At 39.1% G+C, this 16758-nt stretch carries 12 protein-coding genes; 1 reads left to right on the forward strand and 11 read right to left on the reverse strand.

What is annotated here, in order from left to right; translation table 11 throughout:
• Positions 1–311: 311 nt before the first annotated feature.
• Positions 312–1709 (reverse strand): metal-dependent hydrolase family protein, encoded by a 1398-nt coding sequence (locus ESZ36_RS15865; protein ID WP_146789669.1) that lies wholly within the window; start codon positions 1707–1709, stop codon positions 312–314.
• Positions 1710–1978: 269 nt separating this feature from the next.
• Between ESZ36_RS15865 and ESZ36_RS15870 the strand changes: the two genes are divergently transcribed.
• Positions 1979–2974 (forward strand): AraC family transcriptional regulator, encoded by a 996-nt coding sequence (locus ESZ36_RS15870; protein ID WP_146789671.1) that lies wholly within the window; start codon positions 1979–1981, stop codon positions 2972–2974.
• A 43-nt stretch (positions 2975–3017) separates the two neighbouring features.
• On the opposite strand, the gene ESZ36_RS15875 is transcribed toward ESZ36_RS15870, so the two are convergent.
• The 10 genes from ESZ36_RS15875 to ESZ36_RS15920 all read right to left on the reverse strand — a co-directional run bounded on the left by ESZ36_RS15875 (position 3018) and on the right by ESZ36_RS15920 (position 16756).
• The gene (locus tag ESZ36_RS15875) at positions 3018–3314 is read right to left on the reverse strand and encodes a cytochrome C oxidase subunit IV family protein (protein WP_146789673.1); all 297 of its coding nucleotides are present in this window, start codon (positions 3312–3314) and stop codon (positions 3018–3020) included.
• A gap of 9 nt (positions 3315–3323) precedes the next feature.
• On the reverse strand, positions 3324–3944 hold the full coding sequence (locus ESZ36_RS15880) for a cytochrome c oxidase subunit 3 family protein (protein WP_146789675.1): 621 nt from the start codon (positions 3942–3944) through the stop codon (positions 3324–3326).
• Between the two features lie 122 nt (positions 3945–4066).
• On the reverse strand, positions 4067–5449 hold the full coding sequence (gene ccoG / locus ESZ36_RS15885; RefSeq protein ID WP_146789677.1) for a cytochrome c oxidase accessory protein CcoG: 1383 nt from the start codon (positions 5447–5449) through the stop codon (positions 4067–4069).
• 244 nt (positions 5450–5693) lie between these two features.
• Positions 5694–7118: a sigma-54 interaction domain-containing protein gene (locus ESZ36_RS15890; protein WP_146789679.1), complete on the reverse strand. Its 1425-nt coding sequence runs from the start codon at positions 7116–7118 to the stop codon at positions 5694–5696.
• A gap of 231 nt (positions 7119–7349) precedes the next feature.
• The gene (locus tag ESZ36_RS15895) at positions 7350–8324 is read right to left on the reverse strand and encodes a methylenetetrahydrofolate reductase (RefSeq protein ID WP_146789681.1); all 975 of its coding nucleotides are present in this window, start codon (positions 8322–8324) and stop codon (positions 7350–7352) included.
• A gap of 685 nt (positions 8325–9009) precedes the next feature.
• Positions 9010–11262 (reverse strand): xanthine dehydrogenase family protein molybdopterin-binding subunit, encoded by a 2253-nt coding sequence (locus tag ESZ36_RS15900; protein WP_146789683.1) that lies wholly within the window; start codon positions 11260–11262, stop codon positions 9010–9012.
• Between the two features lie 2 nt (positions 11263–11264).
• Positions 11265–11810 (reverse strand): (2Fe-2S)-binding protein, encoded by a 546-nt coding sequence (locus ESZ36_RS15905; protein WP_146789685.1) that lies wholly within the window; start codon positions 11808–11810, stop codon positions 11265–11267.
• A 65-nt stretch (positions 11811–11875) separates the two neighbouring features.
• The gene (locus tag ESZ36_RS15910) at positions 11876–12532 is read right to left on the reverse strand and encodes a nucleotidyltransferase family protein (protein ID WP_146789687.1); all 657 of its coding nucleotides are present in this window, start codon (positions 12530–12532) and stop codon (positions 11876–11878) included.
• Positions 12522–13553 (reverse strand): XdhC family protein, encoded by a 1032-nt coding sequence (locus ESZ36_RS15915; protein WP_146789689.1) that lies wholly within the window; start codon positions 13551–13553, stop codon positions 12522–12524. Before ESZ36_RS15915 ends, ESZ36_RS15910 begins: the two co-directional genes overlap by 11 nt.
• A gap of 107 nt (positions 13554–13660) precedes the next feature.
• On the reverse strand, positions 13661–16756 hold the full coding sequence (locus ESZ36_RS15920; RefSeq protein ID WP_146789691.1) for a PqiB family protein: 3096 nt from the start codon (positions 16754–16756) through the stop codon (positions 13661–13663).
• Positions 16757–16758 lie beyond the last annotated feature (2 nt).

Genomic DNA, 16758 nt, shown 5'->3' on the forward strand with positions numbered 1-16758 from the left:
TATTACTTGAGTTTAATTAGTTTTCGTACAAAATTATATTTAAATAGCAGTATGTATTGCCAGATTAAAACTAGTCATTATTAACTGAAGAAAACGAGCAGCCTGTTTCTTGAGTTCAATATAATAATGACCTAATCTTTTAGTATAGTGGTAAGTATGGGGTGACCATTTAATACCGTGTGATGTTTATCTGTTTATCTGTTTATCTGTTTATCTGTTTATCTGTTCATTTTTAGTGATAATCACTCAATAAAAAAGGCATTTACCTTACAGAAAATACCTTTTAGTTAATTGATTAACGACTTAAACGATTAAAGTGTATTTTTGTAAAAAACACCATCTTTCATGATGACTCGAATAGTCTCAGGGCTTTCAGGGCGTGCTGGGCCGGTAAACCATTCTTCCGAAGTTCCCATGACAGAAAAATCTTCAAGCGGGTTGCCATCTACAATCAAAATATCTGCATAAGCACCTTTTTCGATTACACCAAGTTTTCCTTCAGGGTACGGGTTCGAAAAGTCACCTGATAATGCTACAAGCTCACCGCCAGTCGACGTCATCACGACTAATGCAGTGTATGGGTCAAAGAACTTCCCATTAAGATGCTTTTCATAAGCAATTTGCTTGCTACATGATTTTACGTCGCCGACACAGTCAGTCTGAAAGGCACGTTTGACAGGACATTTTTTCATATTAGGGATGTAATCCGCAAACGTGGCCGAGGCGGATTTTGCCTTGCGCAAGCTTGCAGGAACATTTTTAATCGCTGGGATATCCAAAAGATTTGGGTCGAATGCGGTTAAGTTGGTTGTGATGAAAGCGCCTTTTTCCTTCATCAGATCAGCCACTTCGCAATCAAAAGAAAAACCATGTTCAATAGAACGTACACCCGCGTTAAGGGCAGTCATCATGGCCTCTTTTCTGTATGAATGTGCCATGACATAGGAGCCGTATTCGTTGGCAACCTGAACCGCTGCCTCGATCTCTGCATTAGAGCCTGCGAGTAACTGCCATGGGTCAAAGGCTGAAACGACACCACCAGATTGCATATATTTAAGTTGGGTAGCACCCATACGGAAGTTGTTGCGGCCAAATTTTTGCACGTCGGCGACACTATCCACTTCCTGCGCCATATTCAGACGACTGAAGTTAGTCGACTGGCCTACCGGTGCGGTAAAGTTCGCGAAATCAGCGTGTCCACCGCGAGTACCCAAAAAGGCGCCTGAAGTATATACACGGGGCCCAACAATCGTACCTTTATCAATAGCCCTTGGAATACCACCACCTGCTCCACCAGCATCACGTAATGTGGTAAAACCTTGCATTAGGTACATTTTCGCCATAGCGGCACCATGGATGGCAAAGTCTTCCCATGTTGTATTGGATTCCATCAATGGAAGACTTGGGCCCATTAGCATCAGATGTGCGTGAGCTTCAATCAGCCCTGGCATAAGGGTTTTACCTTTGCCATCGATAACGGTTGCACCAGATTCTGCTTTAATTGATTTTTTAGAGATAGCTTTAATTAAGTTATCTTCAACGAGCACGTTATGATTTTTGTAAATTTTGTTTTCAGTGCCATTAAAAATATTTACATTTTCAAATAAGACTTGTTCAGCAAAAACTGTTGAAGTCAGTGATACGGCAATCGTGGTAGTAATAACTACCTTACTGATTGCTTTACTTATGAGGGTGCTTTTTAATTTCATTATATGTCCCTTTAATAACTGTGGAGGTGTGCTTGTTATGAGTACGGCATGCTAAATGTGTTGTGGAATATTAATCATAGTAAACAATGTTAAATATTCCATTGGTTAGATACGTTTTAAATGAGATAAAGTTCATAATATTCAACGTTTTTACATCTTCTTTATCATAATTTTACTTTCAATAATTTTCTTGTCATATTGCGACAAGGAAGCTAGATTATTAGATAGCCATGTTTTAGTCGTGAGAAAATAATTACAGGAAGTAAATTTTGAACACCGAAATTACCGTAGTTAAAGCCAGTCATTTACAACCCTTTATTAGCTTTCTTGAAAGTGTAGGAGCTCCGCTTGACCGTTTATTAAATCAAGTGAATCTTCATGCTGATTATTTTTCCGATCAGGAAAACTTGATTGCAGAAGCACCCTTTTGGGCATTGCTCGAACATGCTTCATATAGTCAGGGTATTGAAGACTTAGGATTTCAAGTTACTGAACAATTGTCTCTTGACAGTTTTGGTGTTTTTGGCGCTAAAGTGATGCAGGCGGACAGCTTGTACCAAGCATTAACCACTTTTATTCGTGATATGGGACAACAATCAAATTGTCCGCCTTTTTGGTTAATGGAACATGGTGATTTCATATGGTTTTGCCGCTTAGGTACTCAAGGTATTAAAAAAGGTCACTGGCCAATAGAGCAACATGTGATCAGTTTAATGATTCAGCTCGTGCGTGGCTTTACCTCAGCGGCTTGGGCTCCACCGAAAGTACATCTGCAAACTCACACACTAAAAGGTGCTAAAAATACGGCTTCCTTTAATAATAGCCAAATTCTTATTAATAAACCCTTTACGGGCATATGCATTGCTAAATCGTTATTACTTAACCGTGCCGTGATAAAGCCTAAGGGGAAAATTGCAGGAGAGGTTGTTAATCAAACAGTTATTACAACGGTTAATAGCCAAGTGATAAAGGAGTTACTGACGCAATCATGTGCAAACCAACCGCTTAGTGCACAACAAATTGCTAAATTGATAGGTTTAAATGTTAGGCACATGCAGCGACTATTGAAAAAAGAAGGGTGTTCATATAGAGAACTAAGTGAACAGGTACTTTTTAAACAGTCGCAAGCCATGTTAAGCACTGTGCAGTTATCGGTACTTGATGTTGCTTTAGCGCTGGGTTATTCAGATGCCGCAAACTTTACTCGAGCCTTTAAGCGTTGGTCAGGGCTTAGTCCAACTCAATATAAGCAGCTATTAAATTAATTCTTTTTGCTTATAGCGGCAGTATCATCATTTTCAATTGCCGCTAAATAGTTGTTAAACTAGCAAGTTCCTCAGAAAATAAATCACTAAGAAAAATGAGCGCAGGGAGCACATGGAAGTAACTACGCATAAAAAATTGAATAGTTTCGTTGGCATGATTAAGCTCCATAAAATAATCCATAATGCGCCTGCCTTTATAGGCTATAGAACAACAAATAATGGCAGTAATGGCTAAGCTCGGCTCGGCTGTTTCTGCAACAAAGGCATTAGCAGAAGTGATTATCATCAACAAGACCCAAGAAATATCTAATGTGTTGAGTGTGAAGTTATTTTTTAGCATGAGTATTCCTTATCGCAGTACATACAAGAGTGGGAAAATAATGACCCAAGCGAGATCGACCATATGCCAATAACAAGCAATTGCAGTAAAACCAAGATGATTATTTTGAGTATAATTACCTGCTTTTAGTTGGCGAATAGCCCATAACAAACTTCCGCTAGCCCAGGTAACATGAAGCAAGTGATTAAAGGTGAGATAGTAATATACGGTATAAAAATTATTGGTATTAGTGGTTATGCCTTGATCAACATTCCAATGATATTCCCAAATTTTTATTACCAAGTAAACACAACCACAAAACACTGCTCGCCATAACCAAGTAATACTCTTTTTAGGGTCATTTAACCGAACCGCTGCCAATGCTTTGGCAACAAAATAACTGCTGCTGATCAGGGCGAAGGTATTAAATGTACCAGCCAAAGTATTTAGCTTTAATGGTCCTTGATTAAACTGTTCAGGGTAGTGCGCTTTAGCAATGAAATAGACCAGAAAAAACAAAGCGAACTCTGTCATTTCGGCGAAGATACCTACCCAAACAGCTCTGTTACCTGGTATTTTGTTGAGTGTCTCTGGTTCTTTAGTGACTATCCCACTACCATTTAAATGAAAGTCAGTTGCTGTAATGCTCATATAGTTCCTTACTCCTAGACAAGTGGCTGACTAAGCCATCACCTGTCTTTAAGAGTGAAGTTGATAATTAAAAGTTACTTACTAAAAGCTACTTATCTAAGTAGCTTTTAGTATTTTTAGGGTTAATTACGAAAGAAAACTGTGTTCTTTTGCACTAACATATTGGGTTGTTCAATCGCTTGAATGATGAAATCAAAGTTGGTGATTTTCTTCTCAAGCTTGTAACCATCTATAGCTAAGGTCACGGGAATTTCTTCCATAACTCCTGCGCCTATTAGCACATTTTTAGGGAGTTTTATTTCTATGCCGTTTAAGTTCTCAACCTTGATATCAAAATGTAAGGGTTGCTGTGTTTTGTTCAGAATCTTTAAGGTATAGGTGTTTTCAACCACGCCTTCATAATTAACGCGGTACAGCGCAGTTCTATCGCGAATGATATTAGCTTCTAGCGGAATTCTGCTATCTATCCAAATGCCTAATAACAGGATAAACATCAACGTTAAACCTGCGTAAGAAGCGAGTTTTAAATTAAAGCGACTGCTTTCTTTACCGGCGAGCTGTTGTTCACTGGTATATTTAATCAGGCCTTTAGGGTAGTTAAACTTTTCCATGGTTTGGTCACAAGCATCAATACATAGACCACAGTTGATACACTCGTATTGAATACCATTACGAATATCAATGCCTGCAGGGCAGACATCAACACATAAATTACAGTCAACACAATCACCTAGACCAAGGGCTTTGGGATCATCTTTGCGTTTACGAGGTGCTCTATTTTCACCACGTTGTGCATCATAGGCTACCAACAAAGTGCTTTTATCAAACATGGCCGACTGAAAACGTGAGTAAGGGCATAAATGAATACAAACATGTTCTCTCATCCAGCCCGCATTACCGTATGTAGCTAGGGCAAAAAATAACACCCAAAAAGTCACTGCACCGCTCCAATCGAATGTCAGCATAGTGCTATATAGTTCACTCACGGGAACGAAATAGGAGATAAAGGTTGTCGCGGTAAATAACGACATTAACTGCCAAATAATATGTTTTAGTGTCTTTTTGTAAGCTTTACTCAGTGTCCAAGGGGCTTTATCTAAAGCCATTCGTTTGTTGCGAGTTCCCTCAATTCTGTGCTCTACCCAAACATAGGCCAGTGTCCAAACGGTTTGTGGGCAAACATAGCCACACCAAACTCGACCGAGCCAAGTGGTGATAAAAAATAGTGCAAAAGCTGCCACCATAAGAATACCAGCCAATAAAATAAAATCTTGAGGCCAGAAAGTCAGGTTAAAAATTCTAAACTCTTGTTTAACTACATCAAGTAAAACGGCTTGTTGATCGTTAAATTGCACAAAAGGCATGGCAATAAAAGCCAACATAAGTAGCCAGTTAATATAACGGCGTATTTTTTGATAAAAGCCTTTTTGCTCTCTTACATATACAGATGTTTGAGATTTATAGGGCTTAATAATGAGGTGCTCTTCTTTGATATCAAACTTCATAAATTACTACAGGGTCATAATTAAGTAATTACTCTATATCAATAATCACGCCAGAATTTCGAGCATTTAAGTTGTTGTATTTTATTGAAAAAATAAAGGTGTGAACTACTTGGTAACACGGCATATCGCGTTGGCGCGATATATCGTGTAATTTGAGTGCTTTTTAAGAAGGGATATATACCCAAGCTACTTGAAGATGGGTGTTTCAGGGCGCCTGAGCGATTCATGTAGTTTGGGTATAAGTTTAACCGCGCTTGATTTTAAGCTTTATCATCCTTGAACGTAAGGTACTATCGGGTAAACCTAGTATTTTTGCTGCGCCATTTTTACCGCCGATCCGCCAATGACAGTCATTTAATACTTCAATAATGTAAGCTTTTTCAATGTCAGCCAAAGGTTTGTTAAAGGTACGAACAACCGATTGAGATTTATCAAATTTTTGTTGAATATGCAAAGTGGTCGAAGTGGATAGAATAACCTCACGCTCAAGAATGTTTTGCAACTCTCTAATATTCCCAGGCCAATGATAACTCGCCAGTTTGTTTAGACTATGTTTACTTATGCTTTTGATATCTTTATTAAGTTTAGTATTAAGTTGCGCTAAAATACTGTGACAAAGCAAGGGAATATCTTCTATTCGCTCTCTTAACGCGGGCATAACGATAGGGAATACATTTAAGCGGTAATATAAGTCCATTCTAAACTTACCTTGCTCAACCATGGCGAGTAAATCTTGGTTGGTAGCGGCAATAATACGTATATCAACTTTAATAGTTTTACTACTACCAACACGCTCAAACTCACGCTCCTGTAAAACACGTAATAATTTACTTTGCGCATCGGGGGAGAGTTCACCAATTTCATCTAAAAATAAGGTGCCTTTGTCGGCGAGTTCAAAACGGCCTCGCCTTTTTTCACTTGCGCCTGTAAATGCCCCTTTTTCGTGTCCAAAAAGCTCAGACTCTAATAAGTTTGACGAGAATGCAGCACAGTTTACTTTTACTAAGGGGGTATTATGGCGTTGACTCAATTGATGTAAATTACGTGCTACAAGCTCTTTACCTGTACCATTTTCACCTAAGATAAGTACGGTGCTATCTGTTTGAGCGACCAGTTTTATTTGCTGTAACATGGCAAGAAACTTTGGGCTGTTACCTTCTAATCCTGAACCATGCCAGTTTTCATTTATCTCCTCTTGTAAGTAGCTATTTTCTGCTTGCAGCTTTTCAGTGAGGTCTTGTACTTTTTTTAATGCAGAACGTAGATTACTATCAGCTAGTCTTTGTTGACTGACATCACGAAAAACAGCGACCGCACCGATGAGTTCACCGTCTTTAAAAACGGGGGTTGAGGTGTATTCTACTGGGAAACTAGTACCATCTTTGCGCCAAAATACTTCATCTGTAATTTTACGCTCTAAACCGTCACGCATGGTATTATAAATATTGCACTCTTCACTCGGATAGATCTCACCATTAGCGTGGGTATGGTGATGATATTTGTGGATGTTTTTTCCGAGTAACTCTGCTGATTTCCAACCTGTCATTTGCTCAGATGCTGGATTCACAAATACAGCATTCCCTTCTTTATCAAAGCCATAGACACCTTCGCCGACGGCATTGAGAAGTAGTTGTGAGTCAGCTAAAAATTCTTTTATATTTGCGGGCATACCTTGTTTTCTCTTGGTAAAATCAAATGCACGACATATCGTGGCGTTGTGATAGTTTATCAGGTATAGAGGGAGAAATCTGGCGGGAGATCAATAAAATGGTCATATAAAAAGCGCGTATTTGAGAACAAACACTGCGCTTTTACTTTTTCATAGGAGACAGGGTGAGATAGCGAACAAAAAATTGTACAAAGAACTCAACATAATGTTGAGTTCTTTCGGCAACTATTACTATTTATTTAAAGCCGATAATTCTTTTTTTGCTAAAAAGTTATCCATTTTTGAACGTAATAACTTGTATAACAAAATAGATCCGTCTATTTCTTCTTTACGGTTAGTTAAGCTCTCAATATTTAAACCTAAAGGTAAATCATAGGGAAGTACCGCATCTAAAATTTGTTGCAAGCTATTGACACAAAAACGAATTGATTCATATAAAGGGCTCTGCGCATTAAGAATACGTAAACTGGTCGCTTCGGGAACATTAACGCCTAACCACTCTATAAATTCTAAGGTTTTTTCGCTGCCACATGGAGAGAATGTCAAGATCAAACGTTGCGGTTTTACACCCTGTTTTTGGCATTCAATAGCATAACGGGTTAGCAAGTCTATGGTCGCTTGTGGATTGTATATCGCTTGAGAAATAAAGAAACTACAACCTTGTTGGTGTTTTGAAATTAAGCGCTCATGTTCATTTTTATTACTGGCATGGCGCTCAGCAATAGTTACACCACCAATAAAGAAGTCATGCGGGTTATCTACTAAGGTTTTATACGCATCAGCCAAAGATAAAGAAATTTTATTATCCTTTGATGGACTTCCAACCAAGACTACATCTTTTACGCCATACTTTTGCCACGCTTCGTTTGCCCACTCATTAAAGTCATCGCTGTTAGATTGAATAACGCTCTTATAAGTAATGACAGGACGACTTGATTTTTTATTCAATAAAGAAGAATAAAGCCTAGTATCATGAGTTGATTTAAACGGGAAAGGTCGAGGTTTGCTAGTTCGCGAATCTTCATTTTGAATGTCATAAACAATCAGGCCATCAAAATCGATATCACTGACGCGATCAAGCAGTTTTTCAGCAATTTCGGTCACTTTATCAAGTGGAGTATCACTTTTAGGTGGTGTGGTACCAATAAAGTAGACGCCTCGATTAATATCATTGTATCTGGCTTGAAGCTCTGATTGTGTGCTCAAAATATTTCTTCTTACTTTCTTTGGACGTTTAGATGGCTATATGTTCATTCAAAACGCTGCTTTTGTCAACCATTGTGTGTGCTATAAGTTGAAATTTTATTCACTCTGTGGATAAATCGCATAGTTTTTATGTAGTTTAGACGCTTTTATTTTGTTTTATTTACAGTTAAGTTGTTGTAAGTATTGTATTTTATGATGAGTGTTGTGAGGTTTTTAGTTGATTGTCTTTTAGGAGAATAACTAAAAATAATCGTACATCTATTTTATTAAGTTTATCTACTGAGTTTTTTGAAGGGTATATGCAGTTTATTAGAAAGTGCAGGAGCATTTAGCCTAAGCCTATACCCGTTCCACTTGAATATGCAGATTCAGCTGGAATTATAAACGCCTTTAGGCAAGGCATTGATTGAAGAAAATAGTTATTCTATTGTCGAAATCAATAACGTCGCATAAAGCGTTTATAAACCAGCCCTTCGGGGAAACCTGAGTAAACCATATTCGTCGTTACATTTGTTTTTAAGGGAATAACCATTAACAAAAAATGTGCCTTGTTTATGATTCCCTCAAGTTTCCTGAAACGAGCATCTTCAAGTGGAGCGGGTATAAACTCCTACAAATCCTTTCATCAATATCTTGTCTTTACGTGTTTCAACTAGTGTTCTACGTACTGTGAATAAGGAAAGCCTTAAACTGTAAATACTTTATTTACCGGTAAATCACGTATTCTGGTTTTACTAGCATGGTAAATAGCATTGGTAATGCTAGGTGCGACGGGTGGCACACCGGGCTCGCCAATACCTCCTGGAGGTGCATCAGACTCAACAATGTGCACATACATTTCAGGTACCTGATTAATACGCGTTACAGGATAATCATGAAAGTTACTCTGTTGAACTTTGCCATCTTGCACTGATATTTCGCCCATTAAGGCAATCGAAAGGCCGAACACCATAGCGCCTTCCATTTGTGCTTTAACTCTATCTGGAGTAACAACAATGCCGCAATCTACCGCAGTATGCATTTCAAGTACGTTAACTTTATTGTTAACCACTTCAACCTTAGTGGCGGCGGCAACAAAAGAGCCAAAACTGCGTAAGAAGCTTATGCCCCAACCTTGGTTTTCAGGCAATTTTTGTTCAACGTTAGCTTTATCACTGATTAAGTTGATGAGATCTTTCATGCGCTTGGTATCAACAGGATGGTCAGTTAGCGCTAAATTATAATTAGAGTACTTAAAACCATTTTTATTCGGGTCAACATGACGATCATCACCTAATAAATTGAGCCACATTTGTCGGGTAGGTAATTTTGCTTTTACCGCTAATTCATCAACAAAAGAACCAAGAGCAAAGCCGTTATTGATACAGGCAACTGAACGGACCCAACCAGGTCTGACAAAAGAGTCGACTGCATGTTTTTCTATACTTAAATTATTCAAAGCGAAGGGTATATCACCAAATCCAAGGGCGAGTTGATCATCACTTGGCATTTTAGCATCAGGGTTCCAAAGCCAGCCAATCGGCGGGTAAGCGTTGCGGCTTACCCAGTAGTCAGCACTACCCTTATCGTTTAACTCAGCTTTGCAGTAATTGGCTGAAATAGAGTGGTAAAATCCATGCTGTATGTCATCTTCACGACTCCAGATGACTTTTACCGGACGCTTACTGGCTCTGGCTAATTCAACCGCTTCAATAATAAAATCGGCTTTTGATTTTCGACCAAAAGCGCCACCCATGAGTGTGACATTTAGTTCAATATTATCGTGTTCATCCTTAGCTAAGCCTAACTCTTGCGCCACGTTTCTCTTAGCCCATTGTGGGTTTTGTGTTCCTGCCCAAATCGTACACTTTTTGCCTTTCACTATTGCGGTCGCAGCAGGTGTTTCCATTGGCGCGTGATGTATATATGGCACAGTGTAGGTTGCTTCTACGGTATTTTTATCATTATATTGATGGTTATAAACGTCCCCTTTTTTGGCAACAGTTTCACCTTGCTGGTTTACTTGTTTTGCAAGTTGCTTGATAAACTCTGCGCTATTATGAGATGCCTTATCACCATGTTGCCATTTGATTTTAAGCTTCTTACGTCCTTCAATTGCTGCCCAAGTATTATTGGCAAGCACGGCCACACCTGATAATGGATTGGTGGTAACAGGAATGCTACGGGGTTTTAAAGCAATAACGTCAACAACACCTTTTATTTTTAATGCGTCACTGGCATCAAAGGATACAAGGCTACCGCCGACTACTGGCGGTCTTACAATACTTGCAATAAGCATGTCAGGTAGTTGAATGTCTTGTGCGTATTGCGCTTTACCCGCAACAATATTATCTAAATCGACCAGCTTGACATCTTTACCAATGAGAGAGAAATCGGCACTGTTTTTTAACGTTACTTTTTTGCTATCAGGCGGGGTAAGTTTAGCGGCATGACTGGCAAGTTCGCCAAAACTAATTTTTTCACCAGTAGCGGTATGAACAACAAAATGTTTTTCTGCTTTTACAGTGTTGCGTTGTACTTGCCAAATATTAGCGGCAGCTTGCTCTAGCATATCACGGGCTACAGCACCTATCTGACGGATGCTGGTGAAATGATTACGAATAGAAGCTGAGCCTGCGGTGCCCTGAGAGCCATATTTTGCATCAGCTTTAGCTTGAACAACAGTTACCTTTTGCCAGTCGGCTTCTAACTCTTCAGCAATAATTTGCGGTACACTGGTGCGGATCCCTTGACCCATTTCACTGCGATGACACACTAACGTCACCATAGAATCGCTGGCAATACTGACAAAGAAGTTTAATTCATGACTGAGGTCAGCAGTAGACGATTTTCCTTGTGCTGAAGCAATAGGTAAGTTCATGCCTAAGACAAAGGTACCGCTTGTGATCCCCGCAACTTTTAAGAAGCCACGACGACTTACATTTTCAATAGAATTCATGGTTATGCTCCCTGTTTGCTGGCATCAAAAATTTCTACACCGTTTTTACTTACAGGTGAATGACTTGCAGATAAATCACTGCCCGATGAATGAGCTGCGGCTGACTTTATCGCTGCTTTAATACGTTTATAGGTACCGCATCGACAAATGTTACCTTGCATGTGTTCAATTATCTGCTCATCAGTTGGTTGAGGAGTTACTTTTAATAACGCTGCTGCACTCATCATTTGACCACTTTGGCAATAGCCACATTGTGGTACTTTAAATTCTCGCCAAGCAACTTGCACAGAGCTTTCACCTAATCTTCCCTTGCTATCAGCTAAGCCTTCAATGGTGGTAATGGCTTGTTCAGCAATAGCAGATACCGGCGTTATACATGAACGTATGGCGGTGCCATTGAGATGAACAGTACAAGCGCCACATTGTCCTGCGCCGCAGCCAAATTTAGTGCCAGTGAGTTTTAGCTCATCACGCAGGGCATAAAGAAGTGGCATTTGCGGATCAACATCTAGTTCAACGGGCTTATTGTTTAAGGTTATTTTGATCATACTGGCTCCAGGTTTTGACAGTGTGAAGTTGTTTCATCTATTAAGTTATTATTTTATATTAAAATTTATAGAGAGCTTTGTAGGTTATCTTGTAAAGCATATTCTAAATGTTCTCTGACTCGCTCTAAATCAGAGAAGGTATCAATATCGGTTTTTGCATCTTCACAGGTTACAGCATCTGCTTTTTTTGCATGTTGCAGTAATAATTTACCCGCACCTTTATCGCCTTGGATTTTTACTAGCAGTGGAAAGTACTTTTCTGGAAAAATAGCAGGTGCCATCAATTGTCCCTCACACAAGGTGGCAATAATTTTGTTAGGCTGCTCTTTGCTAGTACTGAGTAACTCTTGGTAATGTTCAGTGGTGATTAATGCTTGATCGGCTAGGGCAATTAACACATGACTACTCTGTGCTTTAATTGAATGGACAGATTCCGCTAAGGTATGTCCCATACCCTCTGACCAATACTGGCTTGCAATGACCGAAATATCTTGAGGTAATACTGACTGAATTGCGTTTTTATTGGCGCCAAGCGTAACAAAAAAATTATGAACGTTTGCGTTTTTAAGTAAAGGTTTTAGTTTATCAATACTATGAATAATCAGCGGTTTGTCATTAATCTGAGCAAGCTGTTTAATGGTCGAACAACCTATTTGATTGGGGGATGACGATTGAAAGCGCTGACCTTTGCCTGCCGCTAGTAGAATAATATTAACCTGCATGGTTAATTACCTGTTTAATATTGTTTGTTATCTGGCTTTGGAAGTAACCCAAAGAGTTGCCGGAAGCTTGTTCTAGGGTGGCATGTGCTTGCGATAATATAGCCAGAGCAATAGATTCAGGTAGATCTCCGCCAAGATCGAAACCAATGGGATTAGCTAGCTTATTAGGTAAATCCGTTGAATTTAGTTGTGCTTTTTCCAATACTTTCTCCGTTCGATGTTGAGGTCCTAATAATCCAATATAACTCGCGGCAGCTAAATTATCTTGGCTTTTAACTAACTGTAGAGCATGCGCATCAAGAGATACATTATGATGCATTATTACGATAGCATCGGCTTTGGGTAAAAGTAAATTTTGCTCTAAGTTAGCGTAATCTTGATTGATGACTATATCGGCTTCTTTAAAATAGGCCGATCTTGCATAGGCAGTTCTGCAATCAATTAAACAAATAAACCAGCCTAGAGTCTGTGCTATTTTAACGAGAGGTTGTGCGTCAACGCCACCACCAAATATAACTAAAGCGGGGGCTGGTTTAATGGTAATTAAGGGGGCGAGTGAGCTAACCGGTTTTGATAGAACCTGATTATCACTTACAGAGGCGCTTTGTGTATTGATGGTATCAATATGGTAAAAACAAGCATTACGATTATCAAGTTGACTTTTTAAGGTGAGTAAATCGAGGTAATTATTATCGTGATTGATGGGCTGTAGTAATACTTTTACTAAACCACCGCAACCTATGCCTAGCTGCCAGGCTATATCACTGTCATCTTGCATATCGTAACAGACAGTAATATTACTATTTTGATGCCAACACTTTTGCGCTTGGCGCATTAAATCAGCTTCAAGACAACCACCGCTCAATAAGCCATAGCTCTTACCTAAGCTACTAATAAGCATCATAGCGCCAGATTTACGATACGAAGATCTTTGTGTTTCAATGATACTGGCAAGAACCCATTGGCATGAGTCTTTTTCGGGAAACCAGCTAGCTAATAATGCGGCAAGGCGATTACTCATTTATTTATTGTTCGGTCACTTAAAAGCAGATTAAGATAACATAAATGAGAAAGTCGCCAAATTAAAGTATTGGAGTTAATTAAAATGTAAGTAATTAATTAGCGTAATTACTCAACTGAAGTATTTTGATTGTTGATTGCTATTTTTGGTTGCCATTCTAACCAGTCTTCATCGATGTCTTGATGCAACATAAAGCTTCCCGGTAAGGACTTCGTTTCATCATCTTGCTCTTCATCATCTACAGGTGTTGCAAAGGCAATACCTCCCGCAATTAGAGTTTCTATCGATTCAGAATCAATATTAATACCAGAGAAAATACCTGCTTCTATATTAATACCACTGGTATTCCAAAACTGACTTTTCTTGTTAACAAGCGGCGAATAACGCTTGGCGATATTGATAAAAATATTTACTTGGTCAGCGGTAGCAGATAAATCGGTACCAATTACTTTACCGACCTTAATTTGACGATACAATACAGGATTACCCACGCGTACCGATCCAAGACGAGCCGCAGTCAATTTGATATTTAAGCCATAACTCAGTTGCTCAACGGTAGGGGCCAACTCAAGGGCTTCAAATTCAGCCTTCAGCTTAGCTTCAACATTATGTGACGGTAGCAAACCAATAAAGGCACCATCAAGTAATGCCGCAACATTCTTCGATCCTACTAATCCAATTTGAGGTTCAATTTTCCAAAACTTTGTTCCTTGGCGAGCAAATTGACTGCCTAAATCATTTAATAGCACTAAAGCGGTTACCCCAACTTTGTCTTTAGTAAATATTAAGCGCTCAATAGTACCCAAGTTTTGCTCTTGGTAAATAACTTTTGTATTTACTTTTAAGCCAGTAATATCATTAAAATGGATGCTAATCGTTTGTCCAGCACCTTTGGCATGCTCTTCATGTTTAAATAAAGTGAAGTTCGACAATTCTTCAACTTGGGTGCTAGTTATTAGTGACGTTGGCAGCAATACTTCTGGATTATAAAAGCTTATTCCGCCCCGTAAAATGGCATCAATCGATTCAGTTTTTACAACAAAGTCACTTAAACCACCGGAAATAGTCATTCCCCCAGCATTATAAAAGCGGCTGGTGCTTTGTAATAAATCTCGGTGTTCTTCATCAATTGTTATGTTGACTTTAATCTCGTCATCAATTTTATTTAGGCTGACATTATCTACTTGACCAATAGATATTCCTCGATAGCTAATAGCACTACCCGGTGTTGCCACATTGGCATGTTCGGTGGATAAGGAAAGCTGTAAGCCGGGAGAGCTTGCAAGTTTTACGGGCGGTTGGCTAAACAAAGTAAACTGCTTTTTGGCTTTACCTTGCCCAAGATTAAAGGTGATATAGGCGCCACCGAATAAAGCATCGGTATCACTAGCACCTGAAATACTTAAGTTTGGTTTTACTATATAGAACTGCGTGTCAGCTTTTAATATATGTTGATACTCAGGTAATAACCCTAGCTGTAGTTGCTGCTTGTCACCTTGAATCTTAGTTTGATGAATCGCGCCAATTTCTACGCCGCGATATAAAAGCCTAGTATCAGCACTTATTTGCTCGCTAGCGGTATAATTTAGTGTGAAATTTATATTTTGTTCGGCGAGTTTGTTATTAGCATAGAGTGAGAAACTATCACCATTTTTGACCGATTTTTTTTGTGACTCTTGTTTATTATCTTGGCTAGTAAAAGCAATGCCACCCGTTAAGATACTTTGTAATGACTGAGCTTGAATATCGACACCCAGTAAACTTGCGGATATTTTAACGCCAGAATTATTGTAAAAACGACTGCTGTGATTCACATAATGGCTAAATTTTGGTTGGACATGAATATGAATTAAATGGCGCTCTGGCGCAGTCGTTTCAATGGCTTGTATATTACCAACAACTTGTTGTTTGTAATATACATTACTACCAACTTGTAATGAACTACGATCACTACTGGTTAACATTAAGTGCAAGCCCGGCTCAGTGTATTTATAGGGAGGTTTGCTACTAAATACACTAAATTTATTGCTGGGGTTACCTGCTAAAGATGGTCTTATACTTAGGTAATTTCCCGTTAATATTGTCTTAGCGTTTGTTAAACCGGCAAGGCTAATTTGAGGTGCAACAATATAAAACTGAGATTGATCTGTTAAGTAAGGCACCACGCGAGGGTTAACTTTAGCGATTGCGGTAATTTTTCGACTTACGGGATCTATTTTACTGAAGGACTCAATAACGCCTATGGTTAAGCCTTGGAATAAAATGGCTGCATTGTGATCTATGCCTGAGTTCCATTCTAACGTTAATTCAACCTCATGGCCCATTTCAGCCGATTGAAAGTCAGCGTGTAAGGGAAATGTTTGACCGTTTTTAGCGGGCGCTAATTCAGCTTGATAACTTAAATTATCAACGGATATTCCGCCAGCCATAATAGAGGCCAATGACTCCGTATTAACCTTCACGCCACCGGAGAGTGAAGCGGTAACTTGTACACCACTGGTGTTATAAAATAAGGAGTTCTCTTTTACTAAATGAGCGAATTCGGGTTTAATGTAAATATTAATACCAATTTTTTTACTGCTTTCTTTGTAGTGATAACCCGTAACATGACCAATGGGGATTTGCTTGAAACTAATGGGTGAATTTTCACTGATCGAGCCTAATACATCAGTATGCAAGGTAAGGTGTAAGCCAGGGGTCGACATATCTAAGGTCGGCGCTTCGGTTAACGCGACAAAATGATCTTGGCTGTCTGCCTTTTGATTAGTATCGGGCATAATCGTGATGTAACTTCCCGAAATAAGCGTATCTAGCCCGGAGACTCCTTGCAGTGAAATATCAGCACTGACTAACCAAAAACGAGTGTTTTCCGTGAGGTAGTCGGTAAAGTTTTTAGAAATTTCTACTTCAGCAATAACTCGCTGTAAATCTGCTGAAGGCACCACTTTTTTCACTAAGCCAGTCACTAAGCCTTTATAACGAATTTCTGTTTTATTAGGTACTATGCCTGAGCCGTTATCAAATTCTATTGTGATAACAGTTCCTTGTTCAGATACTGTTTTTACGGTGAGCCATAAACCAAAAATTAAGGCGATAAAAGGCACAAACCAAATGATAGATATGCCCTGTCGAGGCACAACTTCTGCACGAATATTTTTATTTTCATTATGCTCAGAGGCAGCAAACTCTTTTTTATCGGTCATTT

The organism is Colwellia demingiae (assembly GCF_007954275.1).
In the GTDB taxonomy this organism is placed as follows: Bacteria; Pseudomonadota; Gammaproteobacteria; order Enterobacterales; family Alteromonadaceae; genus Colwellia; species Colwellia demingiae.

What these genes read in the sequence shown, in the direction of transcription:
- ESZ36_RS15920 (WP_146789691.1), bottom strand. Translation starts at nt 16,756, where the DNA reads ATGACCGATAAAAAAGAGTTTGCTGCCTCTGAGCATAATGAAAATAAA.
- ESZ36_RS15900 (WP_146789683.1), bottom strand. Translation starts at nt 11,262, where the DNA reads ATGAATTCTATTGAAAATGTAAGTCGTCGTGGCTTCTTAAAAGTTGCG.
- ESZ36_RS15890 (WP_146789679.1), bottom strand. Translation starts at nt 7,118, where the DNA reads ATGCCCGCAAATATAAAAGAATTTTTAGCTGACTCACAACTACTTCTC.
- ESZ36_RS15875 (WP_146789673.1), bottom strand. Translation starts at nt 3,314, where the DNA reads ATGCTAAAAAATAACTTCACACTCAACACATTAGATATTTCTTGGGTC.
- ESZ36_RS15905 (WP_146789685.1), bottom strand. Translation starts at nt 11,810, where the DNA reads ATGATCAAAATAACCTTAAACAATAAGCCCGTTGAACTAGATGTTGAT.
- ccoG (WP_146789677.1), bottom strand. Translation starts at nt 5,449, where the DNA reads ATGAAGTTTGATATCAAAGAAGAGCACCTCATTATTAAGCCCTATAAA.
- ESZ36_RS15910 (WP_146789687.1), bottom strand. Translation starts at nt 12,532, where the DNA reads ATGCAGGTTAATATTATTCTACTAGCGGCAGGCAAAGGTCAGCGCTTT.
- ESZ36_RS15915 (WP_146789689.1), bottom strand. Translation starts at nt 13,553, where the DNA reads ATGAGTAATCGCCTTGCCGCATTATTAGCTAGCTGGTTTCCCGAAAAA.
- ESZ36_RS15865 (WP_146789669.1), bottom strand. Translation starts at nt 1,709, where the DNA reads ATGAAATTAAAAAGCACCCTCATAAGTAAAGCAATCAGTAAGGTAGTT.
- ESZ36_RS15880 (WP_146789675.1), bottom strand. Translation starts at nt 3,944, where the DNA reads ATGAGCATTACAGCAACTGACTTTCATTTAAATGGTAGTGGGATAGTC.